The organism is Anaeromyxobacter sp. SG17 (assembly GCF_022690695.1).
Taxonomy (GTDB): Bacteria; Myxococcota; Myxococcia; order Myxococcales; family Anaeromyxobacteraceae; genus Anaeromyxobacter; species Anaeromyxobacter soli.
In genome coordinates this window covers 1-14,281 of the sequence record NZ_JALCYX010000049.1, presented here as the reverse complement: position 1 = coordinate 14,281, position 14,281 = coordinate 1, and the positions used below count along the sequence as shown (strand labels likewise).

General features: G+C 73.1%; 13 protein-coding genes. 2 read left to right on the top strand and 11 right to left on the bottom strand.

Annotation, left to right across the window (positions count from 1 at the left end):
* Window positions 1-112: 112 nt before the first annotated feature.
* The 8 genes from MNY60_RS16430 to uvrB all read right to left on the bottom strand — a co-directional run bounded on the left by MNY60_RS16430 (window position 113) and on the right by uvrB (window position 8,814).
* The gene (locus MNY60_RS16430) at window positions 113-310 is read right to left on the bottom strand and encodes a zinc ribbon domain-containing protein (RefSeq protein WP_242339405.1); all 198 of its coding nucleotides are present in this window, start codon (window positions 308-310) and stop codon (window positions 113-115) included.
* Between the two features lie 134 nt (window positions 311-444).
* Entirely contained in the window at window positions 445-927 is a 483-nt protein-coding gene (locus tag MNY60_RS16425) for a DUF2721 domain-containing protein (RefSeq protein WP_242339407.1), read from the bottom strand.
* 67 nt (window positions 928-994) lie between these two features.
* Window positions 995-1,633, bottom strand: coding sequence for an inorganic diphosphatase (locus tag MNY60_RS16420; protein ID WP_242339409.1), 639 nt, complete (start codon window positions 1,631-1,633; stop codon window positions 995-997).
* A gap of 38 nt (window positions 1,634-1,671) precedes the next feature.
* Complete coding sequence (gene epsC, locus MNY60_RS16415; protein ID WP_242339410.1) at window positions 1,672-2,613, bottom strand: serine O-acetyltransferase EpsC; 942 nt, start codon at window positions 2,611-2,613, stop codon at window positions 1,672-1,674.
* A complete protein-coding gene (gene cysK, locus MNY60_RS16410; protein ID WP_242339412.1) occupies window positions 2,610-3,539 on the bottom strand; it encodes a cysteine synthase A in 930 nt (309 codons plus the stop codon). The genes epsC and cysK overlap by 4 nt, the downstream gene beginning before the upstream one ends.
* A gap of 81 nt (window positions 3,540-3,620) precedes the next feature.
* A complete protein-coding gene (uvrC, locus tag MNY60_RS16405) occupies window positions 3,621-5,789 on the bottom strand; it encodes an excinuclease ABC subunit UvrC (RefSeq protein WP_242339413.1) in 2,169 nt (722 codons plus the stop codon).
* A 152-nt stretch (window positions 5,790-5,941) separates the two neighbouring features.
* On the bottom strand, window positions 5,942-6,589 hold the full coding sequence (locus tag MNY60_RS16400) for a hypothetical protein (RefSeq protein WP_242339414.1): 648 nt from the start codon (window positions 6,587-6,589) through the stop codon (window positions 5,942-5,944).
* 128 nt (window positions 6,590-6,717) lie between these two features.
* Window positions 6,718-8,814: an excinuclease ABC subunit UvrB gene (gene uvrB / locus MNY60_RS16395; protein WP_242339415.1), complete on the bottom strand. Its 2,097-nt coding sequence runs from the start codon at window positions 8,812-8,814 to the stop codon at window positions 6,718-6,720.
* A gap of 317 nt (window positions 8,815-9,131) precedes the next feature.
* Between uvrB and MNY60_RS16390 the strand changes: the two genes are divergently transcribed.
* Window positions 9,132-9,317 (top strand): hypothetical protein, encoded by a 186-nt coding sequence (locus MNY60_RS16390; RefSeq protein WP_242339418.1) that lies wholly within the window; start codon window positions 9,132-9,134, stop codon window positions 9,315-9,317.
* A gap of 59 nt (window positions 9,318-9,376) precedes the next feature.
* Here the strand turns inward: MNY60_RS16390 and cysS are convergent, their stop codons facing one another.
* From cysS to MNY60_RS16375, 3 genes are all read right to left on the bottom strand, one after another.
* The gene (gene cysS / locus MNY60_RS16385; protein ID WP_242339420.1) at window positions 9,377-10,825 is read right to left on the bottom strand and encodes a cysteine--tRNA ligase; all 1,449 of its coding nucleotides are present in this window, start codon (window positions 10,823-10,825) and stop codon (window positions 9,377-9,379) included.
* An 11-nt stretch (window positions 10,826-10,836) separates the two neighbouring features.
* Window positions 10,837-12,006, bottom strand: a complete 1,170-nt coding sequence (ispD, locus tag MNY60_RS16380) for a 2-C-methyl-D-erythritol 4-phosphate cytidylyltransferase (RefSeq protein ID WP_242355694.1) — start codon at window positions 12,004-12,006, stop codon at window positions 10,837-10,839.
* Between the two features lie 178 nt (window positions 12,007-12,184).
* Entirely contained in the window at window positions 12,185-12,676 is a 492-nt protein-coding gene (locus tag MNY60_RS16375; RefSeq protein ID WP_242339422.1) for a CarD family transcriptional regulator, read from the bottom strand.
* A 188-nt stretch (window positions 12,677-12,864) separates the two neighbouring features.
* On the opposite strand from MNY60_RS16375, the gene MNY60_RS16370 reads away from it, so the two are divergent.
* A partial coding sequence (locus MNY60_RS16370) for a ComEC/Rec2 family competence protein (protein ID WP_242361150.1) occupies window positions 12,865-14,281 on the top strand: 1,417 nt, incomplete at its 3' end.

The following is a 14,281-nucleotide window of genomic DNA, read 5'->3' as shown; positions in this document are numbered from 1 at the left end:
CGCGCCAGAAGTTCCCGGGAGCTCCGCCCTTGTAGGTGTTCGACGCAGCGCGGGCGCCGCCCGCGCCGCTACCGTCGTGGTGTGCCGCCCGACCGGGCGGCGGCTAGATGCTTCAACCGACGGGGCCGCACGCGGGCGGCGCCCCACCGCCGGAGCCGCCCACGCGGGCGGCCGCGGGGCGCGACATCTGCCGCGCGACCTCGGTCCCTCCGCAGGCCGGGCACTTCACCTCGGCCTCGTCCGTCTTGCGGACGATGAGCTCCTCGAACTTCTTCTCGCAGCTGGCGCAGGCGTACTCGTAGATCGGCATCGTCGGGAGGGACCTCGGGCCTCAGGGCCCGTTCTTCGCATGAGAGCCCACCGCCGCGGGAAGGATTCGTGGACCGGGCGGGCACGGCGGCGGCCTGCGACGCGGCGGCGCGTCCCGCCCGGCCGCCCGTCGGCTCAGTGCGCACGCACTCCGGCCGGCTCTCGCAACGGGGCCTCGGGGGTGCGCCCGATGATGTCCGCCGCCTCGGCCCGCACCGTCCGCCGCGCGAGCGTGATCGAGGCCATGACGTAGATCGCCATGCCGGCGAGGAGGAGCACCCCGACGCCGAACGTCATGACGGGGACCGCCGCGGAGAGCGACACGAACGCCTGCGCGAGCCACAGGAGCGAGGTGACCACGAACGCGAACAGCGCGGCGTAGTCGAGGAGGATGGCGCGCGAGTAGAGCCGGTGCCGGAGCTCCATCACGCGCACCTGCCGCGCCACGACGGCCCGCCGCGCCGGCGCGTCCTCGTCGCGGAACTCGCGGGCGAGATCGCGCAGGCGCCCGGACATCCGGGCGACCTGGTTGTCGAGGCCGAGCGCGATGAGGCCGCACGCGGAGACCATGACCGCCGGCGTCACCGCCGCCGCGATGTGTTCGAGCGCGTGTTCCATCGGCGACGAACATAACCACCCGCCCGTCCGCGCGCCCCGGACGAGCGGGCCCCTCCCCGCGAGCCCGCTAGCGGCGGGCCTTGGCGGTGGCCTTCCGCGCGGAGGGCTTCGCCCGGCTCGCCTGCCGCGCCCTGGGCGGCAGCGCCGGCGGGGCGAGCGGCGCCTCCTTGAGCCGTACCTTCTCCTGCTCGTAGAGGCGGATGGCGTCGCGTAGCACCTGCAGGCCCTCGGAGCGGCCCTGCGGCTCGGAGACGAGCACCTTCTTGTTCTCGAGGGCCTTGTAGTCCTCGAAGAAGCGCTTCAGCTCGCGCAGCTTGTGGGAGGGGATCTGGGAGATGTCCGAGTAGTCCGAGTAGGTCGGATCGTCGGCGTGCACCGCGATGAGCTTGTCGTCCTCGCCCTTGTCGTCGCGCATCTTCATGACGCCGATGACCTTGGCGCGCATGATGGCGAGCGGTACGATCGCCTCCTGGCACAGCACGAGGACGTCGAGCGGATCGCCGTCGTCGCAGTACGTGCGCGGGACGAAGCCGTAGTTCGCCGGATAGTGAACCGAGGAGAAGAGGATCCGGTCGACGAGGAGCAGCCCGGACTTCTTGTCCAGCTCGTACTTCACCTTCGAGCCGGTGGCGATCTCGATGATGGCCGGGACCGGCTCCTCGATGAAGCGGGGCAGCTCGACGTCGTGCCAGGGGTGGTAGGCCAAGGAGGCGTTTCCTTTCGGTTCGGCGCCCCGCGCGAGGCTCAGATCCCGCCGCCGTGCGAGTAGCGCTGCTCCCGGACCTCGGCCTGCGTGATGCGGCTCCCGGGCGGAACGCCGTTGGTGAGCCAGACGTTGCCGCCGATCGACGAGCCCTTGCCGATCACGATCCGGCCGAGGATGGTGGCGCCGGCGTATACCACGACGTCGTCCTCGACGATCGGGTGCCGATCGATGCCCTTGATCGGGGTCCCCTTCTCGTCGAGCGGGAAGCTCTTCGCCCCGAGGGTCACGCCCTGGTACAGGCGGACGCGATCCCCGATCCGGGACGTCTCCCCCACCACGACGCCCGTGCCGTGGTCGATGAAGAAGCGCTCGCCGATCGCCGCGCCCGGGTGGATGTCGATCCCCGTCAGCGTGTGGGCGTGCTCCGTGATGATGCGGGGGATGAGCGGCACCCCGAGGACGTGCAGCTCGTGGGCGATGCGCTGGTTCGTGATGGCGAAGATGCCCGGGTAGGCGAAGATCGCCTCGTCGCGCGTCTTCAGCGCGGGATCGCCCTCGTAGGCGGCCTCGACGTCGGAGGCCACGAGTCGCCGGAGCTCCGGGACGCGCCCGAGGAACGCTCGCGTCACGTGGCGCGCGGTGTCCGCGCAGTGATCGCACGTGTCCAGGTCGTGACGCTCCGTGAACGACAGCCCGCGCCGGACCTGCTCCTCGAGCGAGCGGAGCGCGCGGGCCAGCGTCGCGCCGACGAAGTAGTGCAGGCTCTCGCCGTGGACGTCGTTCGTCCCGAAGTAGCCGGGGAACAGGACCCCGCGCAGATCCTCGACGAAGCCGATCACGGCCTCGCGCGACGGGAGGGTCACCTTCCCGCCGGGCGGGAACGCCGTCGCGAGCGTCGCCTCGCGGCAGAGCCGGTCGACCACCGGCGCGAGCGCCACCGTGTCGACGGCCGGCGCCCTCGCCTGCTTGGAATCGCTCACTTCGCCTCCTCGAAGAGCCATGTGGACAGGTACCGCTCCCCGGTGTCGGGGAGCACCGCGACCACGAGCTTACCCTCGTTCTCGGGCCGCCGGGCGATCTCCCGCGCCGCCCAGGCGACGCCGCCGTCGGAGATGCTCGAGAGGATCCCCTCCTCCTTGCAGAGGCGGCGCGCCATGTCCCCCGCGTCCTCGTGACGCACCGTCACGATCTCGTCGAGGAGCTTCGGGTCCAGCACCTTGGGCACGAACCCCGGGCCCCACCCCTGGATCTTGTGCGGCCCCGGCTTGCCGCCGGAGAGCACCGGCGAGTCCGCCGGCTCGGCCGCGACGATCCGCAGGGACGGCTTGCGCGGCTTCAGCACCTGGGCGCAGCCCGTGACCGTGCCGCCCGTGCCGGTCGCGCAGACGAGGATGTCCACCTTGCCGTCCGTGTCGCGCCAGATCTCCTCCGCCGTGGTCCGGCGGTGGATGTCCGGGTTGGCGGGGTTCTCGAACTGCTGCAGGATGAGGTAGCGCGGGTCCTTCGCGGCCATCTCCTCGGCGCGCTTGATGGCGCCCTTCATCCCCTCCGCGCCCGGCGTGAGCACGAGCTCCGCCCCGAAGGCGACGAGCAGCTTGCGGCGCTCCACGCTCATGGTGTCCGGCATGGTCAGCGTGAGGGGGTAGCCCTTCGCGGCGGCGGCGAACGCGAGGCCGATGCCGGTGTTGCCGCTCGTCGGCTCGAGCAGGATCGTGTCGGGCTTGATCTTCCTCTCCCGCTCCGCGGCCTCGATCATCGAGACGCCGATCCGATCCTTCACGCTGCCCGCCGGATTCCACATCTCGAGCTTCGCCGCGACGGTCGCCTTCGCGCCGTCGAGCACGCGGTTGAGCCGCACGAGCGGCGTGTTGCCGATGAGCTTCGTGATGTCTTCGGCGATGCGCATGTGACCTCCGTAAAGGGGACCGGTTCCGTCCTGCATAAGAGGCCGGCGCCCGCCCGGCAACGCTCGACCGGCGGCCGCGCGTCACTCCGTCAGCGACGGGGCGTGCGCGTCCTCGATCGGCTCCACGCCCTCCCCGGCCTCGGCCTCCGCCGCGAGCGCCGCGTCGATGTCCGCCTCGGTCACGCCCTCGGCGGGCGGGCCCGCGGGGACGGCGGCCGGGGGCGCGCCGGCGAGGGGCCCGGCGACCTCGGGGCCCTCCGGCGCGGCGGCATCCGATCCGACGGCGGCGTGGAAGAACTCGTGCACGGCCCGCGCCTGCTTCGGCCCGAACCCGTCCACCTCGCCGATCTCCGCGAGCGTCGCCTCCTTCACGCGCCGGAGCGACCCGAAGTGGCGGAGCAGCGTCCGCTTCCGCCCCTCCCCGACGCCGGGGATCTCCTCGAGCACGCTCTGGAAGTTCCGCTCGCGCCGGAGCTTGCGATGGAAGGTGATCGCGAAGCGGTGCGCCTCGTCGCGCAGGCGGGCGAGCAGGAAGAGCTCCGCCGAGTTCTGCCGCAGCACGACCGGATCCTTTCGCGCCGGGAGGAACACGCGCTCGGGGCTCCGCGCCAGCTCGGACACGAACCCGCGCTCCTGCGCCTCCGCCGCGTCCGCGAGCGCCGCGGCGCCGCGCGCGCCCCGTCCCCGGCGCCCGATGACCCGCGACGTCCCGAGGGCCGGCGCGTCCACGAGCCGGCTCTTCGCGAGGCCGACGAGCTCGACGAAGGGCGCGCCCACGTTGCCGGGTGACGGCTTCGTCGGAACGCCCAGGTCCTTCGCGGCGGCGAGCGCCGCGTTGAGCTGGCCCTTGCCGCCGTCGATGACGAGCAGGTCCGGGAACACGCCCTCGCCGATCGCGCGCTTGAGCCGCCGCGAGACGACCTCGTAGAGCATCGCGAAGTCGTCCTGCCCCGCGACCCCCTTCACCTTGTAGCGGCGGTAGTTGGCCTTGTCGGGCTCCCCGTCCCGGAACGAGACGCCCGAGCCGACCGCGAGCGCGCCCTGGAAGGTGGAGATGTCGTAGCACTCCATCCAGCGCGGCGGCTTCGCGAGGTGGAGCGCGCGCGTGAGCGCCGCGAGCGCCTGCTCGCGCCGCTCGTCCTTCTCGTGCCAGCTCTTGAACCCCTGCTCCGCGTTGCGCGCCGCCACCTCGAGGAGATCCGCCTTCGCGCCGCGCTGCGGGGTGAGGACCCGCACGCGGCGGCCGCGCCGCTCGGCGAGCACCTCGGCGAGCGCGTCGGCCTCGACCGGCTCGACCGGGACGAGGATCTCCTCCGGCGCCGGGTTCTGCTCGTAGTAGAGGGAGAGGAAGGACGAGAGCGTCTCCTCGTCCGGGAACTCCTGCTCGCGGAACGGGTAGCTGCGCGAGTCCTGGAGCTTCCCGCCGCGCATGGCGAGGACCTGCACCACGAGGTCCGGGCCCTCCCGGTAGAGCCCGACCACGTCGCGATCGGCCCGGTCGGCCATGAGCACGCGCTGCTTCTCGAGGCTGCGCTCCACCGCCTGGAGCTGATCGCGGAGCCGCGCCGCGTCCTCGAAGCGGAGCGCGCCCGCCGCCTCCTCCATCCGCCCGCGGAGCCGCTCGACGAGCTCGGACTCGCGCCCCTCGAGGAACTCGATGGCGTCCTCGACCGACCGCCGGTACTCGGCCTCGGGCACGTCGTACACGCACGGCGCCGGGCAGCGCTTGATCTGGTAGAGGATGCAGGGCCGCTTCCGGTGGTCGAACACGTGGTCGGTGCACGTCCTGAGCTGGAAGTGCCGGTTCACGACCCGGAGCGTCTCCCGGATCGAGCTCGCCGACGAGTACGGGCCGAAGTAGCGCGCGCCCGGGCGGCGCGGCTCTCGCGCGCGCCGGACCTCGAGGCGCGGGAACGGGTGACGGTCGTCGAGCCGCAGGACGATGAAGTCCTTGTCGTCGCGCAGCCGGATGTTGAACCGCGGCTTGTGCCGCTTGATGAGCTCGTTCTCGAGGAGGACGGCCTCCTTCTCCGAGCGCGTGACGATGACCTCGAGATCGCCGAGGAGGTCGTCGAGCAGCGCGACGAAGGCGCGGCGGTCGCCGCGCGAGGCGTCGAAGTAGGAGCGGACGCGCGAGCGGAGGCTCGACGCCTTCCCCACGTAGACCACCTCGCCGCGGCGGTCCTTCATGAGGTAGCAGCCCGGCTCGGCGGGCAGCTCGTCGAGCTTCTTTCGGAGGTTCGCGTCCATCCCGGAGTAGAGGAATTACCCGGAAATGGGGCGCGGATCACCTGTGGGTTCGCGCGGGCGGGCGGCCGCGCCCCGGCGTCGGCCGGGACGCCCCGCTCCCTCGCGGTCGGCGCGGGCCCTCCCGGGCGCCCGGACGCCTCCCCGCCGCTCGCTCAGGGGACGCAGGTGGGGCTGTCGCAGCCCGCGCCGAGGCCGCTGCAGACGTCGATCGAGAACCCGCACACCGGGACGTCGAACGCGCCGCTCACGCTGCTCCCGTCCGAGAAGGTGACGCTCGCGCTCCCGGTCACCCGGTCCGGCCCCGTCCTGTCGAGCGTGACGGTGCCGCCGGTCGCCTCGACCGCGCTCGCGGAGTCCGCGCACGCCCCGTCGGTCTTCGCGACGAACGCGGTCGCGACGGTGAACGGCTTCGTCACGTCGGGCTGGGCCGTGGTGACGGGGTAGGTCCCCGGCTGGACCGCGGTCGCGGCGCCGACCGCGCTCGCGTTCAGCACGAGCAGGTTCACGGTGGTCCCGTTCGCCTTCCCGCCGCACGCCTTCGTCTGCTGGGCGACCTGGCACATGTTCTCGAACGTCCCGAAGCCCACGAGGATCGCGGTCGCGCTCGCCTGCAGCACGTCCTGGAAGACGCAGGTCTCCGGGCTCAGCACGAGGGCGGTGCCGTCCACCGGGTCGAACGCCTGGCCCAGCACCGTCCCCTTCACCCGGGCGGGCTCGGGCTCGGACTTCTTGCCGTCGCCGCCGCCACCGCACGCCCCCAGCACCCCCACCAGCACGACCGCCGCCGCGATCCGCTCCATGGTCCGATCTCCCTCCGTGAAGATGGAGATCCATCCCTACCGATCGCGAGGCGCCGCACGTCTTCCCACGCGGGGCGGCGCTCCTCCAGGCGGCGACGGCACGCGCTCGCTCGCCCGCCCGCCGGTGGTCAGCGCCGGCGGCGCCGCTGCTGCGGGCGCCGCGCGCCGCCGAGCTTCCCCATCGCCGCCGCGCCGGCGAAGGCGCCGGAGCCGAGCAGCCCCTTCACCCCGCTCGCCTTGGCGGGCAGCCCGAGCTGGAGGTCCTTCAGCGCGAGGATGCGATCGCGGAGCTGCGCCGCCTTCTCGAACTCGAGCGCCTTCGCCGCCTCCTTCATCTCCTCCTCGAGCGAGGCGACGATGATCGGGAGCTGCTCCGGCTTGTACTCCGCGCCCTCGGCGGCCATCGGCACGGTGACGTAGTCCGCCTCCACGATCGCCATCTGCAGGTCGGTGATGTTGCGCTTCACCGTCTGCGGGGTGATCCCGTGCTCGAGGTTGTAGGCGCGCTGGATCTCGCGGCGCCGGTTCGTCTCGTCGAGCGCCTGCTTCATGGACGCCGTGATCGAGTCTGCGTACAGGATCACGCGCCCGTTCACGTTCCGCGAGGCCCGCCCGATCGTCTGGATGAGCGACACCGACGAGCGGAGGAAGCCCTCCTTGTCGGCGTCCAGCACCGCGACGAGCGAGACCTCGGGGATGTCGAGGCCCTCGCGCAGCAGGTTGATGCCGATGAGCACGTCGAACTCGCCCTTGCGCAGGTCGCGGATGAGCGCGCTGCGCTCGAGCGTCTCGATGTCGGAGTGCAGGTAGCGGCAGCGGACGCCCACGTCGGTGAAGTACTCGGTGAGGTCCTCCGCCATCCGCTTCGTGAGCGTCGTGACGAGGACGCGCTCCCCGGCCTCCGCGCGCTTGCGCACCTCGCCGAGGAGATCGTCCACCTGGGACCCCACCGGCCGGACCTCGACCTCCGGGTCCGTCAGGCCGGTCGGGCGGATGATCTGCTCGACGACGACGCCCTGCGCCTTCTGCAGCTCGTACTCGGCCGGCGTCGCCGAGACGTAGATGCCCTGGCGCACGAGCCCCTCGAACTCCTCGAACTTGAGCGGCCGGTTGTCGAGCGCCGACGGCAGGCGGAACCCGAAGTCCACCAGCGTCTCCTTGCGCGAGCGGTCGCCGCGGTACATGGCGCCGATCTGCGGGACGGTCTGGTGCGACTCGTCGATGACGAGGAGGAAGTCCTTCGGGAAGTAGTCGAGGAGGCACGGCGGCGGATCGCCCGCCTTCCGGCCCGAGAGCCAGCGCGAGTAGTTCTCGATGCCGGAGCAGAACCCCATCTGCTCGAGCATCTCGAGGTCGAACATCGTCCGCTGCTCGAGCCGCTGCGCCTCGACGAGCTTGTTCGCCGCCTTGAGCTCGCCGAGCCGCTCGCGCAGCTCCTCGCGGATCCCGTCGACGGCGCGCTTGCGCGTCTCGGGCGCCGACACGTAGTGGCTGTTCGGGAAGATCGCCGCCTTGTCGAGCTCGGCCAGCGTCTGGCCGCGGAGCGGATCGAACTCGTGGATCGACTCGACCACGTCGCCGAAGAACTCGATCCGGATGGCGCGATCCTCCTCGTACGGCGGGAACACCTCGATGGTGTCGCCGCGCACGCGGAAGGTGCCGCGGTGGAAGTCGACGTCGTTCCGCTCGTACTGGATGTCGATGAGCGACCGGATGAAGCGGTCGCGCAGGAACTCCTGCCCCCGCTCCACCTGCTGCAGGAGGCCGTAGTAGGCCTCCGCGGTGCCGAGGCCGTAGATGCAGGAGACGGAGGCGACGATGAGCACGTCGTTGCGCGTGAGGAGCGCGTGCGTGGCCGCGTGCCGCATCCGATCGATCTCGTCGTTGATGGACGAGTCCTTCTCGATGTACGTGTCGGTCGACGGGACGTACGCCTCGGGCTGGTAGTAGTCGTAGTACGAGACGAAGTAGTGGACGGCGGCGCTGGGGAAGAGCTCCTTGAACTCGCCGTAGAGCTGGGCCGCGAGCGTCTTGTTGTGCGCGATGACGAGCGTCGGCCGCCGCACCTCCGCCACCACGTTCGCGACGGTGAAGGTCTTGCCCGAGCCGGTGACGCCGAGCAGGACCTGGTGCGGGTCGCCGCGGCGCAGCCCGGCCGTGAGCTCCTCGATGGCCCGCGGCTGATCGCCCGTGGGCTTGAACTCGCTCCTCAAGTCGAAAGGCACGCAGCGGAGTGTAACGGCGCGCGGCCCCGCGATCAGGAACCGTTCGCCGTCTCCCTCCCGCGGCGGGCGGCGAGGCCTCCGCTCCCCGCCTGGCGGCGCACCGTCCGGGACTGCGCGCCCGGGCGGAGAGTGGCGGCGCGGACGCTCGACAAGCGCACCCGTTCCGGTTACGTTGCGCGCGTCCCGCCTGTCGAAACGGCACGGGCCCAGGCGGCGTACGTCCGCCCGGCGCAGCGCGCGGCGTGAGCCGCTTCCCGGGGGCTCGGCCGCAGTGGCCGGGCCCCCACGATTTCGCGATCTCGAGCCCCGGAGGAGAGATGGCCTTCAACCCTGGAGCGACCAAGCGGCAGAAGGAGGCGGCGCGCCGCGACAAGCAGCGCCGCAAGGACGAGAAGAAGGAGCAGCGCAAGCGCGAGAAGGTGGACCGCGGTCCCGTCGCGCCGGGCGAGGACCCCGACATCGCCGGGATCGTCCCCGGTCCGCAGCCGCCGCTCGAGGAGTGACCTCCCGCGCCGCGGACGCCCGGTCTCCCGGCGCGTCCGCCGGCCGCGCCCGACCGCGGCTACTCGACCTTCCAGGTCGTGCCCTGCGGCCCGTCCATGATCGCGACCCCTTCGGCGAGCAGCGCGTCGCGGATGGCGTCCCCGCGCGCGAAGTCCCGCGCCTTGCGCGCCTCGGCGCGCGCGACGAGCTTCGCCTCCACGGCCGCCGGCTCGATCCCGCGGCGCGCCGCCGCCTTGGCGCGGACGGCGCGCAGCGCCTCGGCCGGCCGGCGCTGAACGAGCCCGAGCGTCGTGCCGACCTCGCGCACGTCCCGCGCGAACGCGGCGAGCCGGGCGCGGTCCTCCGGGCTCTTCTTCCCCCTGCGATCGGCGAGCGCGTTCGCCGCCGTGAACGCCTCTGCGAGCGCGGCGAGCACCTGCGGCGCGTTGAAGTCGTCGTCGAGCGCCCGGCGCGCGGCCTCCACCACCGCCCCGCCCTCCCCCGCCGGCGAGATCCCCTCGGAGAGGGCGTCCACCTTCTCGAGCGTCTCGTAGAAGTAGTTCAGGCGGCGCTCGGCCTCGGAGAGGATCGCGTCCGAGTAGTTGATCGGGTTGCGGTAGTGCGTCCCCAGGAAGAAGAGGCGGATGGCCTCCGGGTCGAACTTCGCGATCACGTCGCGCAGCGTGAAGAAGTTGCCGAGCGACTTCGACATCTTCTCGCTGTCGATCTCGACGAACCCGTGGTGCATCCAGTGGCGGCAGAAGCTCTCCGCCGTCCGGCCGTCCCCCACCGCCGCGGCCGACTGCGCGATCTCGTTCGTGTGGTGAGGGAAGACGAGGTCCTTGCCCCCGCCGTGCAGGTCGATGGGCGCGCCGAGGTGGGCGAGGGTCATGGCCGAGCACTCGATGTGCCAGCCCGGCCGGCCGCGGCCCCAGGGCGAGTCCCACGCCGGCTCGCCGGGCTTCGCCGCCTTCCAGAGCGCGAAGTCGAGTGGATCGCGCTTCGCCTCGCCGGGCTCCACGCGCGCGCCGGAGCGGAGGTCGTCGAGGTTCCGCTTGGCGAGCCGCCCGTAGTCGGGGAACGCGCGCACCGCGTAGTACACGTCGCCGTTCCCCGGCGCGTACGCGAAGCCCTTCTCCACGAGCGTCGAGATCATCGCGACGATCTGCGGGACGTGCTCGGAGACCTTCGGCGCCACGTCGGGGCGCAGGTTGCCGAGGGCGTCCATGTCCTCGTCGAACTCCTCGGCGTAGCGGGCCGCGAGCTTCACCGGGTCCTCGCCCCGCTCGTTCGCGCGGCGGATGATCTTGTCGTCCACGTCGGTGAAGTTCCGGACGTAGCGGACCTCGTAGCCGCGGGCCCGCAGGTGCCGCACCACGAGGTCCCACACGACGTAGCTCCGGCCGTGGCCGACGTGCGCCGAGTCGTAGACGGTGGGGCCGCAGGCGTAGAAGCGGATCTTGCCGGGCTCGATGGACACGAGCTCGCGCTTCGTGCCGGTGAGCGTGTCCGAGATGACGATGGGCATCGGCGCTTCTCCTACCGCACTCTGACGAGGAGCGCGACGGCGTGCGCGGCGATCCCCTCGCCGCGCCCGACGAAGCCCATCCCCTCGCCCGTGGTGGCCTTCACGTTCACCTGCGCGGGCGCGACGCCGAGCGCCTCGGCGAGCCGCGCGCGCATCTCCTCGGCGCGCGGCGCGATCTTGGGCCGCCGGGCCGCGAGCGTCACGTCGCAGTTCCCGACCCGGAGGCCCCGGGCGGCCGCCTTCGCGGCGATCTCGCGGAGCAGCGCGAGCGAGGAGACCCCCTTCCAGCGCGGGTCGGTGTCGGGGAAGTGGCGGCCGAGATCGCCGAGCCCGGCCGCGCCCAGGATCGCGTCGCCGATGGCGTGGGCGCACACGTCCGCGTCGGAGTGGCCGAGGAGGCCGTCCCCGTCGAACTCGACGCCGCCGAGCACGAGCCTGCGCCCCTCCGCGAACCGGTGGGTGTCGTAGCCGACCCCCATCGCCACGGGGGCCTCGAGGAAGGTCCGGGCCCGGGCGACGTCCTCGGGCCCGGTGATCTTGAAGTTCCCCGGCTCCCCGGGCACGAGCGTCACGGTCGCCCCCATGGCCTCGACGAGCGCGCACTCGTCCGTGGCCTCGGCCGCCGCGGCCCCCGCCCGCTCGAACGCCTCGAGGAGCAGGGCCCGCCGGAACCCCTGGGGTGTCTGCGCGAGCCAGAGCGCACGCCGGTCGAGCGTCGCCTCGACCCGCGCGGGCGCGGCGGCGTCGGCGCGGGCCGCGGCCCGCTTCACCGTGTCCGTGACCGGGAGGGCCGCCAGGGCCGCCCCGTCGCGCGCCGCCGCCTCCGCCACGCGCGTCGCGAGCTCCGCGGTCGCGAACGGCCGGGCGGCGTCGTGCACGAGCACGATCCCGCAGCCGTCCGCCGCGCGCACGCCGTTCCGCACCGAGTCGGCGCGCGCGGCGCCGCCCACGACAGCCCGCGCCGGCTTCCCGAGCCCTGCCAGCTCGGCGAGCCCGCGCTCCTCCTCGCCGGCGGGCACCACCGCCACGAGCTCGTCGACGGAGTCGCAGCCGGCGAGCACGCGCGCCGCGCGCCGCAGGACCGTCTCGCCCCCGACCTCGAGCCACTGCTTTCGGACCCCGGCGCGCACGCCGGAGCCGCCTGCCGCCAGGATCGCCGCCACCCGCTCGCCGCGGATCATCCGGATCTCCTCGCCCGCGACGCGGGCTGGCACCGCACCTGCTACAGCCGTGACCACCGTGACCGCCGCTCACCCACCCGCGCGCACGAGCGCGCCGATACGCAACCGCCGCGCGGACGAGCGTCCGTGCGGCGGTCGGGTGGGATGCGCCCGGGCGCCTTCGCGCCCGGGCAGCCGGTCAACAGTTGAAGATCTTCTTCAGGTCCTGCTCGACGTCGTCCTCGCCGCACTCCTTCGCGATCGCGAGCTCCTTGATGAGCAGCGAGCGCGCCGTGTCGAGCATCTTCCGCTCGCCGAACGAGAGGTCCTTGTCGGAGCGGAGGAGGTACAGGTCGCGCAGGACCTCGGCGATCTCGAAGACGCTGCCCGTCTTGATCTTGTCCATGTACTCCCGGTAGCGGCGGTTCCAGGTCGTCGAGTCGACCGAGACCTCCTTCTCCCGGAGGATGGTGTAGACGCGTCGGACGTCCTTCTCCCCGATGATCTCGCGCAGGCCGACGGAGCCGACCTTGTTCATGGGGATCATGATCTTCATCCCGTTCTCGAGGATCCGGAGCACGTAGAAGGACTGGCGCTGGCCGGCGACCTCCTTGTGCTCGATTCCCATGACCTCGCCGACCCCCTGGCCGGGATAAACCGCCTTGTCCCCGACCTTGAAATTCGGGGCCATCTGAGTAGCCTGCGTTGCGGGCATTCCTTCCTCCGCTCCCTGAGTCTTCCCGGGAGCCGACCGGAACGGTCGAGGCCAGGGCGGGAGCTTGATCGCGGGAGGCTATCACAAGCTCCCGTTCCGCTCAATAACACTACGGAAATCGGATTTCTTCGCGTGCCTCCCGTTTGGGGGTCCCGAGGGGTCCGTTGACCCGCCGGGATCCCCTCGTCGCGCCGGCGCTCGGCCTCGTCGCCGGAGTGGCCCTCGGCCTCCACGGCGCTCGCCTCCCGGCCGCCTCTGCCCCACTCCTGCTCCTCGGGGCGTCCCCGCCGCTCGCGCCCGCGGCCTTCGCCGTGGCCGGCTGGTGGGCAGCCGAGCGTGCGCTCACGGCCGCCGGAGAGGGAACGGCGCGTGCTCGCGACTCCCGAGGCGATCGGGGCCTCTCCTCGGGTCCGCCGCGGCCGGCGCCGCTCGAGGGCCGGATCGTCTCGGTTCCGGAGTCCCTCGGCGACCGCGTCCGCTTCCGGCTCCGCGCCCCGGAGGGCCGCCCGCTGGAGGTGCTCGCCGCGCAGGCGCCCTGGCCGCTCGGCCTGGGCGACGAGGTGCGGCTGCGGGCGGTGCTCCGGGTTCCCCCCGAGGCCCGCAACCCCGGCGGGCGCGACGTGCGCGCGCGGCTCGCGGCGAGCGGCATCGCGCACCAGGCGCTCGCGACCGGCCCGGCGATCCGGACCCGTCCCGCGCGCGCGCCGAGCTGGCTCGAGCGCGGCCGCGAGCGGCTCGCGGAGGAGGCGACGCGTGCGCTGCCGGTCCGCGAGGCCGGGGTCGTGCGCGCCATCGGCGCGGGGGATCGGGGCGGGATCGATCCGGAGACGAGCACCTCGTTCGCCCGGAGCGGGCTCGCCCACGTCCTGGCCGTCTCGGGCATGCACCTCGTGGTGGTCGCGTTCGGGCTCGAGCGGCTGCTGCGCGCTCTCCTCCTGCGCGCGGACGCGCTCGCCGCGCGGGCCGACCCGCGCAGGATCGCCGCCGCGATCGCCCTCCCGGTCGCGCTCGTCTACGCGATCGCCACCGGGGCCGGCCCGCCCGTGCTGCGCGCCGCGGTCGCGGCGACGGTGATCCTCGCCGGCACCGCGCTCCACCGCGAGCCCGGCGGCGCGAACACCCTCGCGCTCGCCGCGATCGCGCTCCTCGCCGCGGATCCGGGCGGAGCGCTCGACGTCTCGCTGCAGCTCTCGTTCGCGGCGGTCGCAGGCCTCGTCGCCTGGGCCGGGCCTCTCCGCCGCGCGCTCCCGCTCGAGCGGCCGCGCGCCGGCACCTGGCGGGCGCGCCTCCTCGAGCCCGTCGTCGCGGGGGCCTGCGCGAGCGTCGCCGCGTCGCTCGCCGCCGCGCCGGTGCTCGCCTTTCACTTCCGCCAGCTCCCCGTGCTCGGGCTCCTCGCCAACGTCGCCGCCGTGCCCATCGGCTCGGCGCTCACGATCGCGGCCACGATCGCTGCGGTCGGCGCGGCGGCCGCCCCCGCGCTCGGAGCGCTCGCCCTCGTCGCGGCGCGCCCGCTGGCGACCGCGCTCCTCGCCGTCTCGGACGCAGCCGCGGCGCCCCGGCTCGCGGTGGTCGGCGTCGGCT

Coding starts and splice junctions, on each gene's coding strand:
- cysS (WP_242339420.1), bottom strand. CDS start 10,825: ATGCCCATCGTCATCTCGGACACGCTCACCGGCACGAAGCGCGAGCTC.
- MNY60_RS16425 (WP_242339407.1), bottom strand. CDS start 927: ATGGAACACGCGCTCGAACACATCGCGGCGGCGGTGACGCCGGCGGTC.
- cysK (WP_242339412.1), bottom strand. CDS start 3,539: ATGCGCATCGCCGAAGACATCACGAAGCTCATCGGCAACACGCCGCTC.
- ispD (WP_242355694.1), bottom strand. CDS start 12,006: ATGATCCGCGGCGAGCGGGTGGCGGCGATCCTGGCGGCAGGCGGCTCC.
- MNY60_RS16400 (WP_242339414.1), bottom strand. CDS start 6,589: ATGGAGCGGATCGCGGCGGCGGTCGTGCTGGTGGGGGTGCTGGGGGCG.
- MNY60_RS16390 (WP_242339418.1), top strand. CDS start 9,132: ATGGCCTTCAACCCTGGAGCGACCAAGCGGCAGAAGGAGGCGGCGCGC.
- MNY60_RS16430 (WP_242339405.1), bottom strand. CDS start 310: ATGCCGATCTACGAGTACGCCTGCGCCAGCTGCGAGAAGAAGTTCGAG.
- uvrC (WP_242339413.1), bottom strand. CDS start 5,789: ATGGACGCGAACCTCCGAAAGAAGCTCGACGAGCTGCCCGCCGAGCCG.
- MNY60_RS16375 (WP_242339422.1), bottom strand. CDS start 12,676: ATGGCCCCGAATTTCAAGGTCGGGGACAAGGCGGTTTATCCCGGCCAG.